The sequence below is a fragment of the Vibrio kagoshimensis genome (assembly GCF_050337535.1).
Taxonomy (GTDB): Bacteria; Pseudomonadota; Gammaproteobacteria; order Enterobacterales; family Vibrionaceae; genus Vibrio; species Vibrio gallaecicus.
In genome coordinates this window covers 201,050-218,709 of the sequence record NZ_JAKJSZ010000012.1, presented here as the reverse complement: position 1 = coordinate 218,709, position 17,660 = coordinate 201,050, and the positions used below count along the sequence as shown (strand labels likewise).

Sequence of the window (17,660 nt, the reverse complement as noted above, 5' to 3'; positions counted from 1 at the left end):
GGAATTATCAAAAACTTTAAAGTAAAAAGCATTTGATTCGGTGATGGTTTACTGCCCTGATAATATTTTATGCCACCATTATTTAATATTTATTGGTTACTTTAACTAGACGAAAATCGCTAATAAAAGACGCAAAATACTGAAACAATTTACTCTACTGAACGACAAAGCCCCTAACAAATTAGAGGCTCTTGGTTTAAGTCTCGGTTAAACATTGTTAGCTTTTTATCTAGCTAACTTGCGATCTGACTAAACGTTGATAAAACTTAGACCTTGATAACGCTTAGGCATTGATACAATGCTTAAATGCAGATAAAAGCTAAAACGTTATTAAAGGCTAAATAACGATTTTCTTTACCATTCCTGCCTCTGCATGCCCTGGAATGTTACAAGCAAACTCAACATTTTTATCCCCATGGAAGTGCCAAAGCATCTGCTTTGCTTTACCCGGTTTTACTGTCACTGTACTTCCAGAATCATGCTCATGATTTCCCATACTTTTCATCATCTCACGATGCATTAGCTGCTCTTTCATCGATCCAATCGAAAACTCATGGTCAATCTTACCTGTATTCATTACAACGAATTGCACCACATCATTGGGTTCAATATTTACCTCTTTCTTAAAGGTAATTTTCATATCATCGCTTAATATCACATGGACTACTTTATCGGGTTTTGCGCCTTTTGCAGGCATTCCTACCTCAGACATTCCTTCCATGTTCATCATATTAGAGTGGTCCATTTTTGAGTGGTCCATCATCATATTGGAATGATCCATTCTCCCCATTTCCATAGTCGAATGATCCATATCGCTTTGATCTACATTGCTATGGTCCATGTTCGCGTGGTTCATTTCAGCAAAAGCTGTTGAGGTCACAAATGTTAGGGCAATAGCAATAAGTGTTTTGTTCATGGTACTTCCTTAGTTCTTTATAATGCCCTGAGCACAGTTTTAAAACAGTGCCATACTCAAGGGCTGTATATTCAAATTTGTTTGGTTCAATGACTCTTGGCCAGTGATTGAACTGGTTTTGTGATTAAATCGACTTCGATTATTGAATTACCTTCGATACAGTTGATGTATCTTCGCTGTCGTGTGTACTGCTCATTTCTCGCTGTTTCCAGAGCATGAATAGTGCGGGTAGAACAAGCAGCGTGAGTATTAATGCCGAAGCCATACCGCCGATCATTGGCGCAGCGATTCGTTGCATGACTTCTGAGCCTGTACCTTCACCGTACATAATGGGAATCAACCCAATAATCACCGTCAGCACTGTCATCATCACAGGACGAACTCGTAGACCAGCGCCTTCGCGAATGGCATCAATTAGATCGCCTTGTTCAAGCCTTGTTTGTGACTCGGTAGCATCAAGTTTTTTGTAATGCCAAGCTTGGTTGAGATAGACCAGCATGATGACGCCGATTTCAACAGCCACTCCAGCAAGCGCAATAAAACCAACCCCAACTGCGATAGAAAAATTGAAGTTCAATAAATGCATCAACCACAAACCACCGACCATCGCGAGTGGCAAAGTGAGCATGATGATCATGACCTCACCTACCCTGCGAAAACTCAGATAAAGCAGCAGCATAATGATGGCAACAGTAATAGGCACGACCACACTCAAGCGTTCTTTTGCGCGTTCCATATATTCATATTGACCGGACCACACCAGAGAGTAGCCAGCAGGAAGCTCCAATTGATCCGCCACTGCATTCTGCGCTTCTACCACGTATGACCCTAAATCACGCCCATCAATATCGACAAATACCCAACCATTCGGTCGAGCATTTTCAGTCTTGATCATTGGAGGACCGTCTTCATAGCGAATGTCCGCGACATCAGCTAAAGCGATACGTGCACCATTGGCAGTCACCAAAGGTAAGTTTTGCAGTTTCACGACTGAGTCACGGTAATCTTGCGGGTAACGAACATTGATTGGGTAGCGTTCTAAGCCTTCAACAGTTTCACCCACATTCATACCGCCCACTGCTGTAGAGATTACTTGCTGGACATCTTGAATATTCAGACCATAACGAGCTGCTGAACGTCTCTTGATATCGATGGTGACGTAACGCCCACCAGCGACTCGCTCAGCATAAACAGAAGCCGTTCCCGTCACATTGTTAAGGATTGGTTCAATTTGAGCTCCAATACCTTCGATAACTGTTAAATCAGGACCGGCTATCTTTATACCAATCGGTGTTTTAATACCGGTAGCCAACATATCGATACGTGTTTTTATCGGCATTACCCACGCATTGGTTAACCCAGGGAATTGTATAAGTTCATCAAACTCTTTACGCAATGATTCAGCCGTCACGCCTTCACGCCATTGTTCACGCGGCTTGAACTGAATAACGGTTTCAATCATGGTCAAAGGCGCAGGATCGGTTGCAGTTTCAGCCCTGCCAATTTTGCCCCATGCAGTTTCAACCTCCGGCACAGTCATAATCAGCTTATTCGTTTGTTGCAGGAGTTCTCGCGCCTTACCAATAGAGATCCCTGGGTATGTGGTTGGCATATACATAAGATCGCCTTCATCCAATGGTGGGATGAATTCACTACCAAGCTTACTCACTGGATAATACGCTGAAGCCATTAGCCCAATTGCCAATACAATCATCACTTTTGGGTACTTCAAGCTTAAGTTCAACAGTGGTTTGTACAGCGCCACTAAACCACGGTTTACCGGATTTTTATGCTCTGGAAGTACTTTTCCTCGGATGAAATAGCCCATGAGAACTGGCACAAGCGTAATCGCCAAACCTGCAGATGCAGCCATTGCATACGTCTTAGTAAACGCAAGCGGTGAAAACATCTTGCCTTCTTGCCCTTCTAAGGCAAATACAGGAACAAAGCTTAATGTGATGATTATCAGAGAGAAGAACAAAGGTGCTCCCACTTCTTCTGCTGCTTTACCAATCACTTGCCACCGGTTTTTATCGGTTAACGGCGTCCTTTCGATATGCTTATGCACATTCTCGATCATGACTATCGCACCATCAACCATGGCTCCAATCGCAATCGCAATACCGCCAAGAGACATGATATTGGCGTTAATCCCTTGCCAATGCATAACAATGAATGCCCCTAAAATACCGACAGGTAAGCTCAGAGCAATAACCATAGAAGAACGAATATGGAACAAGAAAAGTGCGCACACGATTGCAACGACGATGAACTCTTCTGCCAGTTTTTTCCAAAGATTTTCGACTGCAGAATCAATCAGGGTTGAACGATCGTAAGTTGCGACAATTTCTACACCTTCAGGTAAGCCGCGTTGCAGCTCTGCTAGTTTGGTTTTGACGGAATCAATCACCTCACTAGCGTTCTCACCAAATCGCATCACAATCACACCACCTACGGCTTCACCTTCGCCATTAAGTTCAGAGATTCCTCTGCGCATTTGTGGTCCAAGATTAATGTCTGCGATGTCCCCTAATAAAAGTGGTGTTCCTTTCTCCGTTACTTTCAATGGTAAGGATTGAATGTCTTCAATGCTGGTTAGATAACCGGTAGTGCGAACCATGTGTTCAGCCTCAGCAATTTCCACTACCGAAGCGCCTGTTTCCTGATTACCGTTTTTAATTGCGCTGTTAACTTGCTGAAGTGTTAAGTCATAAGCACGTAATTTAGCGGGGTCGATTTGCACTTGGTACTGCTTAACCATGCCGCCCACTGTCGCAACTTCCGATACGCCCGCGACCGTTTGCAGTTCATACTTTAAGAACCAATCTTGTAAGCTACGAAGTTCAGCTAAATCATGTTTGCCCGTTTTATCTTGCAACACATAGCTGTATACCCATCCCACACCAGTCGCATCAGGACCTAATGTAGGTTTAGCATTAGAAGGAAGCTTTGGTGCTACTTGGCTTAGATACTCTAAAACGCGAGATCTTGCCCAGTACATATCGGTATCATCATCAAAAATAATGTAGACATACGAATCACCAAAAAACGAATAACCACGCACGGTTTCTGCACCTGGTACAGCTAGCATCGCTGTTGTTAATGGGTAGGTCACTTGATCTTCAACGACCTGTGGTGCTTGCCCTGGATAACTCGTTTTTATGATTACCTGAACATCAGAGAGATCAGGAATAGCATCGACAGGTGTATTTTTAACGCTATACAAGCCCCCAAAAACAATGGCTATTGTCGCAATGATGACTAAAAATCGATTTCCAATAGACCAGCGAATAATGGCATTAATCATTGTCCACCTCGCCTAGTTGTAATGTGGCAATAGCTTTTTTGCTCGCAGTACCTTTTTTATTATTAACAGTCTCTAGAGATTTAAGATCTAACATTTTCAAAGAGAACTCTGAACCTTGCTTTTCAACTAAAAAGTGAACCTTTTGCCCCTCTTGAAAGTCAGATAACTTAACTGCATCTCCGACCGAGAAATTCATCTCTCCAGATTTCCAATCCCATTCAGAAACCGCTTGGTGGTTTAACGTGATCATCCCAAAATCAGCCATCAGCATGCTGATTTCACCGTTTATCCAAACTTCGTTTATGGCTTGAGGTTTACCGGTCTGTGACATAGATAGCGGCTTATAATCCACAATGTCATACTGCCCTGATTCACCTTTCTGCATTTCAAATTCAAGAGTTTGCCCTAGCTTAAATGGTTCAAAATCAACACCTTCTGCAACGCTGAAATTCATCACCATGCCAGGCCAATTCCACTCAGGAACAGGTTGATGATTAATTGTCAGCATTCGGTGACCTGCCATAACATCAGTGATTTCCCCTTTCGCCCAAGCCGTGTCAATTGGGTCTTCAACTCCGTTGATGCGAGAAAGATCTGCAGACTGGCTAGATTCGGAATCCAGCATGAAGTGAGCAGACGTCACAATGCTGTCTCCTTGTTTTAAACCGCTTAATACCTCAACGTTATTCGCTGCCTCACGTCCAATCTCAATACGGGCAGAGCGATATTTTCCATTTCCTTCCGCAATAACTACTCTGGTCATGCCTCCAGAGCGAATCACAGATGACCGAGGTATCGTCAATACTTCATTATTTGTCACCGGCTTTAAGGTGACGTTAGCAAACATATTGGGTTTAAGTTGACCCATAGGATTAGAAAAACGCAATCGAACGCGCAATGTTCGAGTTTTAGGGTCAAGAATCGGATAGACATAATCCACCTCTCCCTTCCACTCACCATCAGGTAATGCATCTAACGTCATTGATGCCAAATTGCCTTTTTTGATCCAGTGAGACTGACGCTCAAATACTTCAGCATCGACCCAAACTTCATCAAGTGGTCCCGCGCTGATCACCGCTTGAGCAGGAGAAAGATAACCACCTTCACGGATATTAAGGCTTGCAATAACACCGTCTGCGGGCGCTTTGACCTCAATGGTTTGTGAAGCTTTTCCTTTACGCGCAATCGCCTTGATTTGACCGCGGTCGACTCCTAAAGTTACGAGCCTATCAGTCGACCCTTTAATCATTCCCTTACGGTTAGTTTTGTAAGCACTAATTAGCTCTTCTTGCGCCTTAACTAATTCAGGAGAATAAAGAGTAAACAGTACTTCTCCTTTTTTTACCTGTTCGCCAACTGCGTTGATATGAAGCTTTTCTACCCAACCAGAAATGCGCACATTGATCTGCCATAGCTGGCCTTCATCAAAAGCGATGTAGCCTACCGTATCAATCAATGGTGAAAGCACCTCTCTAGAAACAGCAGCGGTTTTCACCCCAAGGTTGTTTTCTACCGAAGGATCGATCTTTATCGTACCGGGTTTATCATCTTCCCCATTCGTGTCTTCCGCATATACCGGGATCAAATCCATTCCCATTGGCGACTGCCCGGGTTTATCGCGCTTGTAATTCGGATCCATAGGTGCAACCCAATACAGCGGTTCATCATTTTCTGCCGGTTTGTTTTGTGTCTGGTTACTTTGAGACATCCCTATCATGCCGTGACTCATACCAGTGAAATAGGTATTCACTCCGTAGCCCAGAACCCCACCAATAACTAAAGCAAGGCTTGCCGTTTTAAATGTAGTCATTTGATGTCCTTATTAGTGTCGTTCTTCTTTTGAATGCTATTTGAGTATCGAGTGATATTTGTGTTTGAACGCGATTGGAGTATTGAAGGTGATTTGGATATTGAGCTTGATCTAGGGATAGATCAGAAGGGCTAGACACTTGATATTCGAAACCACCGAGTAACGAGGCAAGTTTGCTATTGGTTTGGTTCAGATCGGTAATGAGACGTGTCAGTTCAATTTTTAGTGCCAGCTCATCTGTCGCGGCAGTGATCACATCACCAAACTGAGCGGTATTATTCTGGTAGCCCCTTTCTACAGCGGCAATACGCGCCTGAGATTGAGGGATTAATCGCTCTTGATATCGTTCAATACGCTCCATCAAATTCGTTTTATCATTCATCAAAACATTCACTTGGGCATTCATTTGTGCCAACAGTGCATCTTTTTGATATTGCGAAGCGCCCACTTGGTATTGAGCAGCGGTGAGGTTTTTATCTTGTCGGTTATCGGTGAATAACGGGATATCCATGGTCAGATATGCACTGAGTAAATCAGAAGCAGGCTCGCCCATCATGTTGTCGGCTTGACGGTAGGCATACATCACTTCAACACCAAATTGTGGCGTGAACGCTTGTTCTGCGACTTCCACCTGCGTGCGATTTGCCGAGATGGTTGCATCCGCCATTTGAGCCATAGGGTGTTGATTGAGCAGCGCGTAAAACTGCGTATCACTGGTATTATTTTTCAGGCGTAAATCTAAGAGTCCCCAATCCAATTTATAGCTGACTTGGCTCAAAGAAGATGAATTGTACCGATTGTCATCGAACCCCTTATCCCCCAACCATTTGGCACCGAGCCATTCAGACAGCTGTGCAACCACTCGTTGTTGCATTTGTTGGTTAGCTTGCAACTTTTCATCAAGCTTATTCACCTGAAGCTGAGTATTCAGTAAATCCTGCGCTTCACTCTTACCGATTGAATAATTGGTTTTAACATACTGCTCCATCTCAACCATCAGACTTTGGGTTTCTGTAATGAGAAGTGCAGCATGCTGAAGATAGCCAAGTTCTAGCCATAGTTGAGTCATGCTATTTACAATTTCATATTCACGAACTTGAACTTGATGATCGACAACATTGGCTTGCTGATTCGCCTTTTTCCGATTCAAGTCCAGTGTCGAACCACGTTCGAATTGCTGCATTAAACCCACTGAAATATTGGTCATTGGGTCTTCATCAAACTTAAATGACTCAACAGGCAGCCCTCCAAAACCTACTTTCAGTTTCGGATCCATCAAGGTTGCACTGGCGACACCAGACTCTCGCATCGCTTGCGATTGAGAAAAGTACTGTTTTCTACTGGCGTCATGAGATAACGCCATCTCAATAAGAATCTTGAGTTGCTGATTTGAATTGTAAGTTTCGTTCACCGTAAGGTTCTCGCCAGCGAAAGCACTATTCGAATATAAAATGGCAGGCATAACAGCCGCCATGATGCTCATGCTCAAAGAAAGCACTGCATTTTTGGGATGTATAATCACAATGATTGTCCATATCTAGCGTTAAATAACGCTCATAAAAGATCGGCTAAATCAGATCAGTTCTCTGATGTAGCTCTATTTTTTAGATATAGATAGATTCTGAAGGTGGGCGTAGCAGGGTTTGAATACGCGAGACTTTATGGCCAATAACCAAAGGTTGGTATTGTGCTAGCGAAGGGGATAATTCAAAAGGAACATAGAAAGTATTCAGTGGCAATGAAACAGAAGAGCAAACCGACATACAGCAAGTATGCACAGTATCAGAGGCTCCCTGACAATGGTGACTGGCTTTGTTTTCACTTGAGCTTTGAGAATTAGCATCATGATGAGCATGATCACTCTTAGCTAACATTGAAGAATGATGATCTTTTGGCTGGGATATAAAAGAAGTACCAGCTTGATAATTATCCAAGCTATCTGGGAGGTGGCAATCGCTCATCATACTAGCCATGGCTTGGGGAGGCATCATATCAAGCATCATTACCGGTGAACTTGAGGTATAGCTAGACATCAACATTGCGATAATGCTGAACACGGTAATCCAAGTTGTTCGGAGTGTGTTTGTCATAACTAACCTTTAAATTTACGGCGTGAGTGTAAAGGTTACCCTAGGGGGAAGGTCAAGCGAAACGAAGGAAATAAAATGAGAAAGACTAATTTAATAACTATAAGTTAAAGTTTAAGCCACTGTTCATACTCAGTTTTAGTACTTTTCATATCAAGGTATAGCCATACCATCCTATCTACAAACCAAGCCTTAAAAACCATAATCCACAGGTTTCCAACCAAGACTAAGCCTAGGTCTAAAGCCCACAACCCATAAATGAATATAGGTAAGCCAATTCCAGTTAAAGATTTCAACACTAAGATAGGCTTTACATGATGCTCTGGGATAGTTTCTACATTTCGATTCAAATAAATACGCTCACCAAAGGTTGCCATGGAAGCCCAATTATTGGTGGTTTTAGGAGCGTTGAATAAACGAGGGTTGACCCATACCCACAGAAATGACATCAAGATAGGGATAATCGAATACACACCTATCCAATCCCTAGACCAAAAAGCCAGAGACAGGAGTGGCAAAAGAGTAAACCGAGAATAAACACTCCAAGGGTTAGAGTGCCTTTGCCAACTGGATTCATCCATTGACATTGACTTCTCAAGCAGTTTAACGATATCCAATGGCTCTTCCTTGTTTGATGATAGCAAATGTAAAAGTAAGCAATGTAGTATCTATGAATACAGAAAGATACGCTTAATTCTTCTCAGCACACCCTCCTTTTATTGCTTATCTTTTCACCACCATACTCTTTAATTTTTCAATTTCATCATATATTCCAAGCAACCTGTATGCTCGCACTTATGCAGGTTCTCAATCTCAAAGCCTTGAGATAAATAAAAATTAAAGCTGGCTTCATTCTCAGCATAAACATTTAATATCAGTTTTTGTTCTTCTTTTTCGTCGGTTTTACCATTTTCAACTTGTGCCTTGGCATGGGCTATTAGTTGTTTACCAATCCCTTTCCTTTGGATCTCTGGTAATACAAAGATGGCCGCTAAAGTATTTTCGTACAAAGAATAGAAACCGACGACATCTGAGCCTAATTCAAAGACAAAGTTCTGTGACGCTGGCAGGTAGATATCCCGCATATTATCGACTTGTGATTGCCAAAAATCAGCGGCGACAAAATCATGCGCTTTAATAGATGCGTTAAACCAAATATCTAAAATGGTACGGATATCTGTTTCTATGGATGGGCGAATCATAGGGTTCTCATCAATGTGGTATTTGTGAAAATTATAATGCCCCTAGAAACTCATAGATTGCACATTTACGACAATAAGAAGCAAATAGAACTAATAATTCTAAAACTTGACCCTAGCAAACAAGGTGTTTATATTGTCGCCGCCTAACGGGCACACCCTAAAATGTACACTCGCTATCCTGCCATCATTGGTGCATTTATATTGGTGTCTAGAGCCTCCATGTTAACTAAACTTCGTTCTTTTACCCGAGAGTCGGGTGCTTTGATGCACCTATCGATTCCGATCATTTTCACGCAAATTGCCACCCAAGCTATGGGCTTTGTCGATACCACTATGGCAGGTCAAGTAAGCCCTGCTGATCTTGCAGCAATCGCTTTAGGAACAAGCCTTTGGATCCCGGTATTGTTGCTGCTACGCGGTATCATCATGGCATTAACCCCCGTTGTGGCTTATCACCGCGGTGCCCGTGATTTTAATAATATCTCCATTGAATTTTTCCAGATGGTTTGGCTAGCAATCATTGCGAGTATTCTACTTATCATCTATTTAGCCAGTGCTAAACCGATATTAGAATGGATTGGTGTTGCCTCGAAAATCATCCCTATAGCAAGCGACTATGCGCTAGCCCTAGCATTTGGTGTTCCGGGCATAGCTCTGTTTTATACCTTAAACGGCTTTTGTGAAGGGATGAACAATACCAAAGTGCCGATGATTATTTCGGTAGTTGGTTTACTGGTCAATATACCCGTTAACTATGTCCTTATTTACGGTAAATTTGGACTCCCTGAAATGGGGGCTGTGGGTTGCGGTTGGGCTACAAGCTTAGTGTATTGGTTGATGTCTGGAATGTTGTATTCCTATATCAAAGGACATCACCATTATAAAACTATCATCAGTTTTTCAGATGTAAAACCAAGACTGAAAGAAATGCTTCATCTATTGAAACTAGGTTTACCTATCGGGATGAACATTGCGGTTTGTGGCAGTATTTTCTCTGTGATTGCACTTATGATTGGTCGAATCGGTGCTGAAAATATCGCCGCGGCTCAAATCGCTTTAAACATTTCAAGCATGACTTACGTTATCCCGATGAGCATTTCATTTGGTATTACCATTCGTGTTGGTCATGCTTTAGGTGAAAAAGATGAATTAGGAGCAATTGAACGCAGCCAAATAGGCATCTTAGTCGCAGGGCTTATTTCATCGCTCTCGGTGGCGGTATTTCTATTATTCCCTGAATGGATAATCAGGCTATACACAACTGATCCAGCTATCAGTGCCACAGCGGCAACGCTACTCGCCCTAACCGCGATGTACCAGTTTAGTGATGCTTTACAAACATCCGCTAATGGCGCATTACGTGGCTATAAAGACACCAAAGTTCCAATGTTTTTAGCGATTGCGTCATACTGGGGATTGGCCCTCCCCCTTGGTATGGTATTAGGATTGACCGATTACATTGTTCCAGCAATGGGCGAAAAGGGCTTTTGGGTCGGAATCCTGACCGGGCTAACCATTGCAGCTACCCTTATGCTCCTTAGATTACGCTACATAATGAAGATGCGAGCTTTGCAACCTGCATAGACAGACTCGTTTCTTCGATACAAAGCTCTTCTATACTAAACTCTTCCTTAGAAGCAGGTAGAAGCAGGTTCTTCTGCAACTGAGATATAAAAGTGCGTTACTGCTTACCCGCAGTAACGCACTTTTATCATAAACCAAAGAACCCACTAGTTTTACAAATGATAAGTTTATTAGATGCAAAGACTGGCTGTAGCGATTAGCGATTAGCGATTAGCGATTAGCGATTAGCGATTAGCGATTAAACGTTACTCATAAACTGATGGACGTATACGCCGTTACTCAAGTGCGGGCACAAATGAGAGCGTTAATGAAGGTGGTTAAAGTCATTTCAGCAACCTGAGACACTTTTTTGTTATTCACATAGTAAATACTGATCTCCAATCGATAAATGGAGTCTTTATTTTGCCGGACCTTTCACACTTCACAGTCAGGTCAATCCTGAAGCAAAACAAATCCAAGGTGGCAATTACCTGGTTTTTGGTCGCACTTGAAAACCTATTCATGGTGCTGCTTCCCCTCTTCATCGGATTTGCCATTGATGATCTTGTTAAGGGTGAGTTCTCTGATCTTTATTGGCTCTCTGCATTGATCGTATCACTCATTGTTGTCTCCGTTATTCGTCGCTTTTACGACACACGTATTTACGGCCGAATTCGGGTAATCATTGGTGAAGCTGTCGATATTAAAATGCGTAATCAGTTACCGCCCAGCAATAGCGTGTCTATTCGAAATGCTAGGTTGGACATGTCTAGAGAGCTGGTCGATTTTCTTGAAAATGATGTACCGCCGCTTATGACCGCAGGCATTCAACTCACTGCATCAATTATTATTCTCAGCTCCTTTCATCTCAGCCTTGGGATCAGCGCCATCATTGCGGGTATCACAATGCTTGTGATTTATTCTCAGTTTCACCCATATTTCACCCGGCTAAATCGCTCTTTAAATCATCGAATAGAACAACAAGTTTCCATATTATCTCGTGTACCTTTTCGTGGTATTCGACGCCATTTAGAGCGAATTAAGCGCCGAGAAGTGCTGATTTCTGATGCTGAAGCCATTGTTTATGGCTTGATATTCCTTGTTCTTTTTAGCTTCGTGATTACCAACCTTTGGTTATCGACTCAATTGATACAACCAACCGCAGGACAACTCTTCTCTGCTGTGACCTACTCTTTGGAATTTCTTGAAGCTGCGATTCTATTACCAATAACGCTCCAAACACTTTCGCGCTTAACTGATATCAGCCAACGTCTTAATCAACAATGTCAGATTAGCTCTTGCCCTGATAAGAAATCATGCATGGAAAGAAAGCCATATCTTGAAAGTAGCTCAGATTTTGAAAATGGCTCAGATCTCAAAGATAGGTCACCTCTTCACACTCAAACCAATAGAAATGAATTTAAATCGGAGTCTAACCAATGAAAATAAAACAAATCATCCCTATTGCGTTAAGTCTTATTCTGATTGTGTGCGCGCTTAGTGTAGTGGATATGCTCGAACCTGAGCCAACTAAACCTGTCATTCAGGAAAAGGAAAAACAGCCCGTAAGCGTTGTATTGGTATCACCAGAAGCCCACCAGCCAGAACTTACTCTTATTGGAATAAGTGAAGCTCGTTGGTCGGTTGAGATAAAAGCCCCTAGCAGCGCAAGATTAGCTTGGTTAAAGAACAATACAGAACCCGGAGCAATCGTAGAGAAAGGGGAAGTGTTAGCTAAGTTAGATACTACCCACCTCGCGTCACAACTCGCGCAAACAGAGACTCTAATGAAACAGGCGGCTCTTAATTTACAACGTGAACAACACGAACAAACTGTCGCTTTGAAAATGTTATCAAATAAAAATAGCTCTGCGTATGCTCGTAGAGAGCCGCAAATTGCCGCCGCGAGATCGGAACTAAAACAAGCCAAACAAGCGGTTATTAGTGCTCGACAGCACCTAAATGATGCCACGATCAAAGCGCCTTTTAATGCGGTCATATTAAGCAGAACCGTTAGCCCAGAACAGCAATTAGAAACCGGGGATATTTTATTTACTCTCGCTTCAAGTGACAGTTTAGATATTCACGTTCCCATCCCTGAACCGCAATGGAACATCATCTCAGCGGCGTTAAAAGCCCCTAAGATTCAAGTAATTGATAAACAGCAGAAAGCACACCCTGCCACGGTTAGATATATCGAACCACAGGTGGACAATACCACTCGCCAAAGGCAAGTGGTACTCACAGTCGATAACCCATATCAGACCACGCCAAGGATCTTACCTAATCAGCAGTTAGATATCGCAGTCACATTAGCAATGCGTGAAGCTGTTATGCAGGTACCTTTGAGCGCCTTAACAAGAGATGGTCATATATGGACAGTCGACATTGAGGATAAACTGCGAATTGAAAGCATCCAAATATTAGAAGAGAGCATTAACTCGGCTTATGTGATTTTCAATCACTCCCCTGAACTCCCAAGGAAGGTCGTTGCTTATCCATTACTGTCCATGATTTCAGGTACTCAAGTTTCCCCTGAACCTGCCCTTGAAACACCCCCTAAATCTATTCCTCAAATTGTTCCTGAAGCAGCTCCTAAAATTGCATCCTCAGACGCTCACATCACGGAGGTATCACAATGAGTTGGTTAACAAAATGGTTTATTCATAATCCTGTTGCGGCCAATTTATTAATGGTCGCCATCGTAGCCAGTAGCATATTAGCATTTGGTCAATTACGCGTTGAGTCTTTCCCACAAATTGCCCCGTCTAGCTTAGTTATTCATGTTGCTTACCCAGGGGGAAGTGCTAAACAAATTGATGAAAGCATCACTCAGCGTGTTGAAGAATCAATCAGTGGCATTGCTGGAATCAAACAAATTACCAGCACATCGGTTACTGGACTCTCAACAATACGCGTTCGTAAAACAACAGAAACCGATCTCGATAGGTTACTAGAAGATGTAAAAAACCAAGTCAATGCGATAAGTGGTTTTCCGGTTCAAGCAGAGAAACCCCAAGTCACTCGTGATGAATTTACCAACCTAGCCTCTTTCGTGATTGTGTCTGCCCCTAGAACAGATAGCCAGCTACAACCCATAGCCAGGCAGGTGGCTCAAGCTTTAAAGAAGCACCCTAAGATATCCAAAGTTTCTAACTGGGGAAGCCGAGATCCAATAGTATTGATAGAACCTGACATTGAGAAACTCAGGAACCTTAAGCTAAACCTTTCGTCCCTTTCTTCGATAATTGAACAATCCTCTTTAGAAACAAGAGCAGGTGAACTGAAAAGTGTTAAGGGACGAATGATTATTCGAGGTGATGGGTATGCTGATGATTTACAAAAACTAAGTGCACTCGAAATACTGTCTACACCATCAGGCTCAGTTCGACTTGGGGAAATAGCCTCACTCACGAGAGACTATCAAGACAGTGGTTCCATCGTTCGCAATAATGGTGAATCCGCCATCGCGCTTCTGGTTAGCACTCGACAAACTGACAACCTGATCCAAGTGAGTGGTGCAATCAAAGAAGTGCTACAAAAAGAACGCGAGCGCCTGCCTGATGACGTATCCCTTTCAACTATGGCTGATATGGCACCTTATATCGAAGATCAGCTTTATCGCTTAGGTGACAATGCGTGGCAAGGACTACTTATTGTCATGCTATTACTGGGGATCTTTCTGGAAATAAAACTGGCTTTTTGGGTAGCAGCCGGTATTCCCATCGCTTTATGCGGAACTCTCAGTGCCATGAATTTAATGGACTATAGCGTCAACGACATCACTTTATTTGGCTTTATTCTGGTGCTAGGAATTTTAGTGGACGATGCAGTTGTAGTTGGAGAGGCGATTCATTCTGAGCGAGGAAAAACTTCCAATTCAAGAGAAGCCGCATGGAAAGGCGTAAAATCAGTGTCTGTCGCCACAGTATTTGGCGTGCTCACTACAATCGCGGCTTTCTCACCTATGCTCTGGATTAACAATGACTTCGCTAAAATACTGGCTGGGTTTTCTGCCGTGGTTATTTTTGCTCTGTTTTTCTCATTGATAGAAAGTAAATTTATCTTGCCTTCTCATCTTGCCGAAATGAAAACGAAAAACACACAACAGAGCAAAACAGGGATTATTTCTCGCGTACAAAACGGTGCTCAAGCAGGCCTTGCTCATATCACTCAGCATTACTATCGCCCGGTCTTACAATATTCTCTACACAATAAATGCGCGTCGTTACTCGGGTTCTGTGCCTTTTTCATCCTAGCTTATGGCATGTGGGCGAGTGGCACCATTCGTAGTGCTATTTTCCCTGAAATACCAGGGCGCTATATCACTGCAAAAGTAACATTAGAAGACGGTGCGCCTTTGCCTTTACAAGAAAAAGCACTAGATAAACTAGAGCGTACCGCTTTACAACTCAATCAAACCCTCCAACAAGAATTCGCACTCATTGATGAGCCGCTTGTTAATTTACTCGCCTGGTCTGATGGCTATGGCGAAATAGAAGTGACAGCCGAACTAAGCAGTGAAGCACTGTCTACTCTACCCAGTAATCATTTAACCAATGAATGGCGGTCACTTACAGGGTCGATTGAAGGTGCCTATTCATCTCAATTCACCGCAGCAGAAGAACCTGCAGGTGGCACTTTCATTTCCGTTTCCGCCACTGACCGTGAGCTCGCTAAACGAGTCGCTCAAGAAGTAGGAACCCAGTTAGACGCCTTACCCGGTGTGACTGATGTATTTAATGACGGCAAAGGCGGGCAAGAGCAAGTTCGCATAACCCTCAATTCTTATGGTCGCCAATTAGGGCTCACTCAAGACAAAATTGCTCAACTTGCAGGAGATGCTTTTGGGCAAAGAGAGATCCATCGTTTATTAGAACAAGGGCAGGAAACAAAAGTTATTGTTCGATACCCGCAAAGTGAACGTATGACGCAAACTCAGCTTCGATACACTCCTATCATGTTACCAAGTGGGCAAACACTTCCTTTAAGTGAAATTGCCACCTTTACCGTAGAACGAGTACCTGAGGTATTGTACCGCCGCAATCGAGAACAAGTAGTCAATGTCTATTGGAATCAAAACCGAGCGGTACAATCACCAGAAGCAACGATGGAACTCTTAAATCAGTCTATCGATACTCTTCACAACCGTTACCCTGATGTGACCATAAAGGCAGGAGGAGAATTTGAAGAAATGGGTGAAGTCCAACAAGGATTTCAGTCCGCTATGATTTTAACGCTCTTACTGGTCTACATTTTATTAGCGATCCCACTGAAATCTTACTGGCAACCTTTGATTATTATGGCAGTGATCCCCTTTGGATTTTCCGGAGCTATCTTTGGGCATTACTTGATGGATTTACCCATCAGTATTTTGTCTATGTTCGGCATGATGGCAATGACGGGAATTGTCATTAACGACTCCCTTGTTTTGATCACGCGTTTTAATTCTGAATTCAGAAATGGTGTACCTCTTAATCAAGCCTTAATCATTGCAGGTACAAGCCGAATGAGAGCTATTTTCCTAACCACAATTACCACTGTTTGTGGGCTACTCCCATTATTAAGTGAAAGCGCCGAACAAGCGCAATACTTAAAACCAGCGGCCATTTCATTGGTATTTGGGGAGTTATTTGCCACCACTGTGACACTGATTTTGATCCCTGTTTTACTGGGGATCAGCAGTAAACAGTCTCTAGACAACAGAAAAACTGATTTAGCGACCCAAGCCAACCATCTACTTAAGCCAACTTAATAAGGGGAATCCAATCGGACAAGTTGCATTTAAAAAGGCGAATCGTCATAGTGAAAGTTACCCATACTCATTCACATTCCCTATGACTGATCCAGCAAATAAACAGCCTTATGTGTTAGTACCAGAAATGACGCTACTTGAGACTTTACCTGCACACCATAAAAAGCGATTTGAGATGGCATTGTTCATGATGCATAACTCATTAGCAGAGAGTTTGTCATGGGAGCAAATCGCACAAGAAAGTGCCATTTCGCCCTATCACTTTCACAGGCAGTTTAGTCAGTTATTTGGGGAAACACCGGGGCAGTATTTAGGTCGGGTGCGCTTGCAATATGCCGTGTCACTACTTTCTTCAGAGACGCTATTAAAAATTACGGATATTGCTCACGAATGCGGATATTCCTCATCTCAAGCGATGGCAAAGGTTTTAAAACGAGAATTAGGGATGACGGCGAAAAGTCTTCATCAATTTGTAGTATCAGGCACGTCAGCAGATATGGCTCAACTATTAGATAAATTGTCACACCCAGGTTCTAATCAGTCCATTGAAAAACAGCTAGCTCAAGAAATGCCAACCGAACTGGTATGGTACCCCGCGAGAGGTATGAAAGTTAAAGATATACCTAACTTTGACTGGGATGACGTGTTTGAAACTCTTGGTGAGAAAAGTACTCGGCTAATGAGTACAGCACCAATCTCAGAATTAGAACGAAAGTGGAAAGATATTTCTTTTACTGTTGGGGACTGGCAAGTGGATAGTGAGCATTACGACTACTTCATTCCTGAAGGCTATTATCTCTGCTGTGAGGTCTATTTAGTGTCTGATATAGCCTACTTGGCTGCAATTGAGGGCTTGTTTGAACAAGCAGAGATTCTAGGATATCAAGTGAATGAATCTGCTCACTTAATTGAAATGGTCCACCACGTGGATATGAGTCCAATTGGAGGTGCCACATTCGCTTTTCAAATTCCCATTATTATTTAATACATTTCCAAAATATGAAATTGTGACCTTGTGGC

12 protein-coding genes are annotated in these 17,660 nt (G+C 42.7%); 5 read left to right on the top strand and 7 right to left on the bottom strand.

The genetic code is table 11. The features are described 5' to 3' along the window. Positions 1 to 337: 337 nt before the first annotated feature. From copI to L4C37_RS13410, 7 genes are all read right to left on the bottom strand, one after another. On the bottom strand, positions 338 to 916 hold the full coding sequence (copI, locus tag L4C37_RS13440) for a copper-resistant cuproprotein CopI (RefSeq protein ID WP_273295588.1): 579 nt from the start codon (positions 914 to 916) through the stop codon (positions 338 to 340). A gap of 139 nt (positions 917 to 1,055) precedes the next feature. Continuing rightward, positions 1,056 to 4,223, bottom strand: a complete 3,168-nt coding sequence (locus tag L4C37_RS13435; RefSeq protein ID WP_429768902.1) for an efflux RND transporter permease subunit — start codon at positions 4,221 to 4,223, stop codon at positions 1,056 to 1,058. Continuing rightward, positions 4,216 to 6,033, bottom strand: a complete 1,818-nt coding sequence (locus tag L4C37_RS13430) for an efflux RND transporter periplasmic adaptor subunit (RefSeq protein ID WP_429768901.1) — start codon at positions 6,031 to 6,033, stop codon at positions 4,216 to 4,218. Before L4C37_RS13430 ends, L4C37_RS13435 begins: the two co-directional genes overlap by 8 nt. After that, a complete protein-coding gene (locus L4C37_RS13425) occupies positions 6,020 to 7,549 on the bottom strand; it encodes a TolC family protein (protein WP_429768919.1) in 1,530 nt (509 codons plus the stop codon). Before L4C37_RS13425 ends, L4C37_RS13430 begins: the two co-directional genes overlap by 14 nt. An 88-nt stretch (positions 7,550 to 7,637) precedes the next feature. Beyond that, positions 7,638 to 8,123: a hypothetical protein gene (locus tag L4C37_RS13420; protein ID WP_429768900.1), complete on the bottom strand. Its 486-nt coding sequence runs from the start codon at positions 8,121 to 8,123 to the stop codon at positions 7,638 to 7,640. A gap of 104 nt (positions 8,124 to 8,227) precedes the next feature. After that, complete coding sequence (locus L4C37_RS13415) at positions 8,228 to 8,737, bottom strand: DUF6653 family protein (protein WP_429768899.1); 510 nt, start codon at positions 8,735 to 8,737, stop codon at positions 8,228 to 8,230. 129 nt (positions 8,738 to 8,866) lie between these two features. Beyond that, the gene (locus L4C37_RS13410) at positions 8,867 to 9,322 is read right to left on the bottom strand and encodes a GNAT family N-acetyltransferase (protein ID WP_429768898.1); all 456 of its coding nucleotides are present in this window, start codon (positions 9,320 to 9,322) and stop codon (positions 8,867 to 8,869) included. Between the two features lie 219 nt (positions 9,323 to 9,541). On the opposite strand from L4C37_RS13410, the gene L4C37_RS13405 reads away from it, so the two are divergent. The 5 genes from L4C37_RS13405 (at position 9,542) to L4C37_RS13385 (ending at position 17,625) form a co-directional block, all read left to right on the top strand. Next, positions 9,542 to 10,906: an MATE family efflux transporter gene (locus tag L4C37_RS13405; RefSeq protein ID WP_429768897.1), complete on the top strand. Its 1,365-nt coding sequence runs from the start codon at positions 9,542 to 9,544 to the stop codon at positions 10,904 to 10,906. Positions 10,907 to 11,308: 402 nt separating this feature from the next. Continuing rightward, the gene (locus tag L4C37_RS13400) at positions 11,309 to 12,328 is read left to right on the top strand and encodes an ABC transporter six-transmembrane domain-containing protein (RefSeq protein WP_429768896.1); all 1,020 of its coding nucleotides are present in this window, start codon (positions 11,309 to 11,311) and stop codon (positions 12,326 to 12,328) included. Next, a complete protein-coding gene (locus L4C37_RS13395) occupies positions 12,325 to 13,527 on the top strand; it encodes an efflux RND transporter periplasmic adaptor subunit (RefSeq protein ID WP_429768895.1) in 1,203 nt (400 codons plus the stop codon). The genes L4C37_RS13400 and L4C37_RS13395 overlap by 4 nt, the downstream gene beginning before the upstream one ends. Beyond that, on the top strand, positions 13,524 to 16,640 hold the full coding sequence (locus L4C37_RS13390) for an efflux RND transporter permease subunit (protein WP_429768894.1): 3,117 nt from the start codon (positions 13,524 to 13,526) through the stop codon (positions 16,638 to 16,640). The genes L4C37_RS13395 and L4C37_RS13390 overlap by 4 nt, the downstream gene beginning before the upstream one ends. Before the next feature lie 82 nt (positions 16,641 to 16,722). Then, positions 16,723 to 17,625 carry a helix-turn-helix transcriptional regulator gene (locus L4C37_RS13385; RefSeq protein ID WP_429768893.1) on the top strand — a complete coding sequence of 301 codons (903 nt, stop codon included), beginning with the start codon at positions 16,723 to 16,725 and terminating at the stop codon, positions 17,623 to 17,625. Positions 17,626 to 17,660 lie beyond the last annotated feature (35 nt).

Coding starts and splice junctions, on each gene's coding strand:
- L4C37_RS13405 (WP_429768897.1), top strand. CDS start 9,542: ATGTTAACTAAACTTCGTTCTTTTACCCGAGAGTCGGGTGCTTTGATG.
- L4C37_RS13410 (WP_429768898.1), bottom strand. CDS start 9,322: ATGATTCGCCCATCCATAGAAACAGATATCCGTACCATTTTAGATATT.
- copI (WP_273295588.1), bottom strand. CDS start 916: ATGAACAAAACACTTATTGCTATTGCCCTAACATTTGTGACCTCAACA.
- L4C37_RS13435 (WP_429768902.1), bottom strand. CDS start 4,223: ATGATTAATGCCATTATTCGCTGGTCTATTGGAAATCGATTTTTAGTC.
- L4C37_RS13385 (WP_429768893.1), top strand. CDS start 16,723: ATGACTGATCCAGCAAATAAACAGCCTTATGTGTTAGTACCAGAAATG.
- L4C37_RS13395 (WP_429768895.1), top strand. CDS start 12,325: ATGAAAATAAAACAAATCATCCCTATTGCGTTAAGTCTTATTCTGATT.
- L4C37_RS13430 (WP_429768901.1), bottom strand. CDS start 6,033: ATGACTACATTTAAAACGGCAAGCCTTGCTTTAGTTATTGGTGGGGTT.
- L4C37_RS13390 (WP_429768894.1), top strand. CDS start 13,524: ATGAGTTGGTTAACAAAATGGTTTATTCATAATCCTGTTGCGGCCAAT.
- L4C37_RS13420 (WP_429768900.1), bottom strand. CDS start 8,123: ATGACAAACACACTCCGAACAACTTGGATTACCGTGTTCAGCATTATC.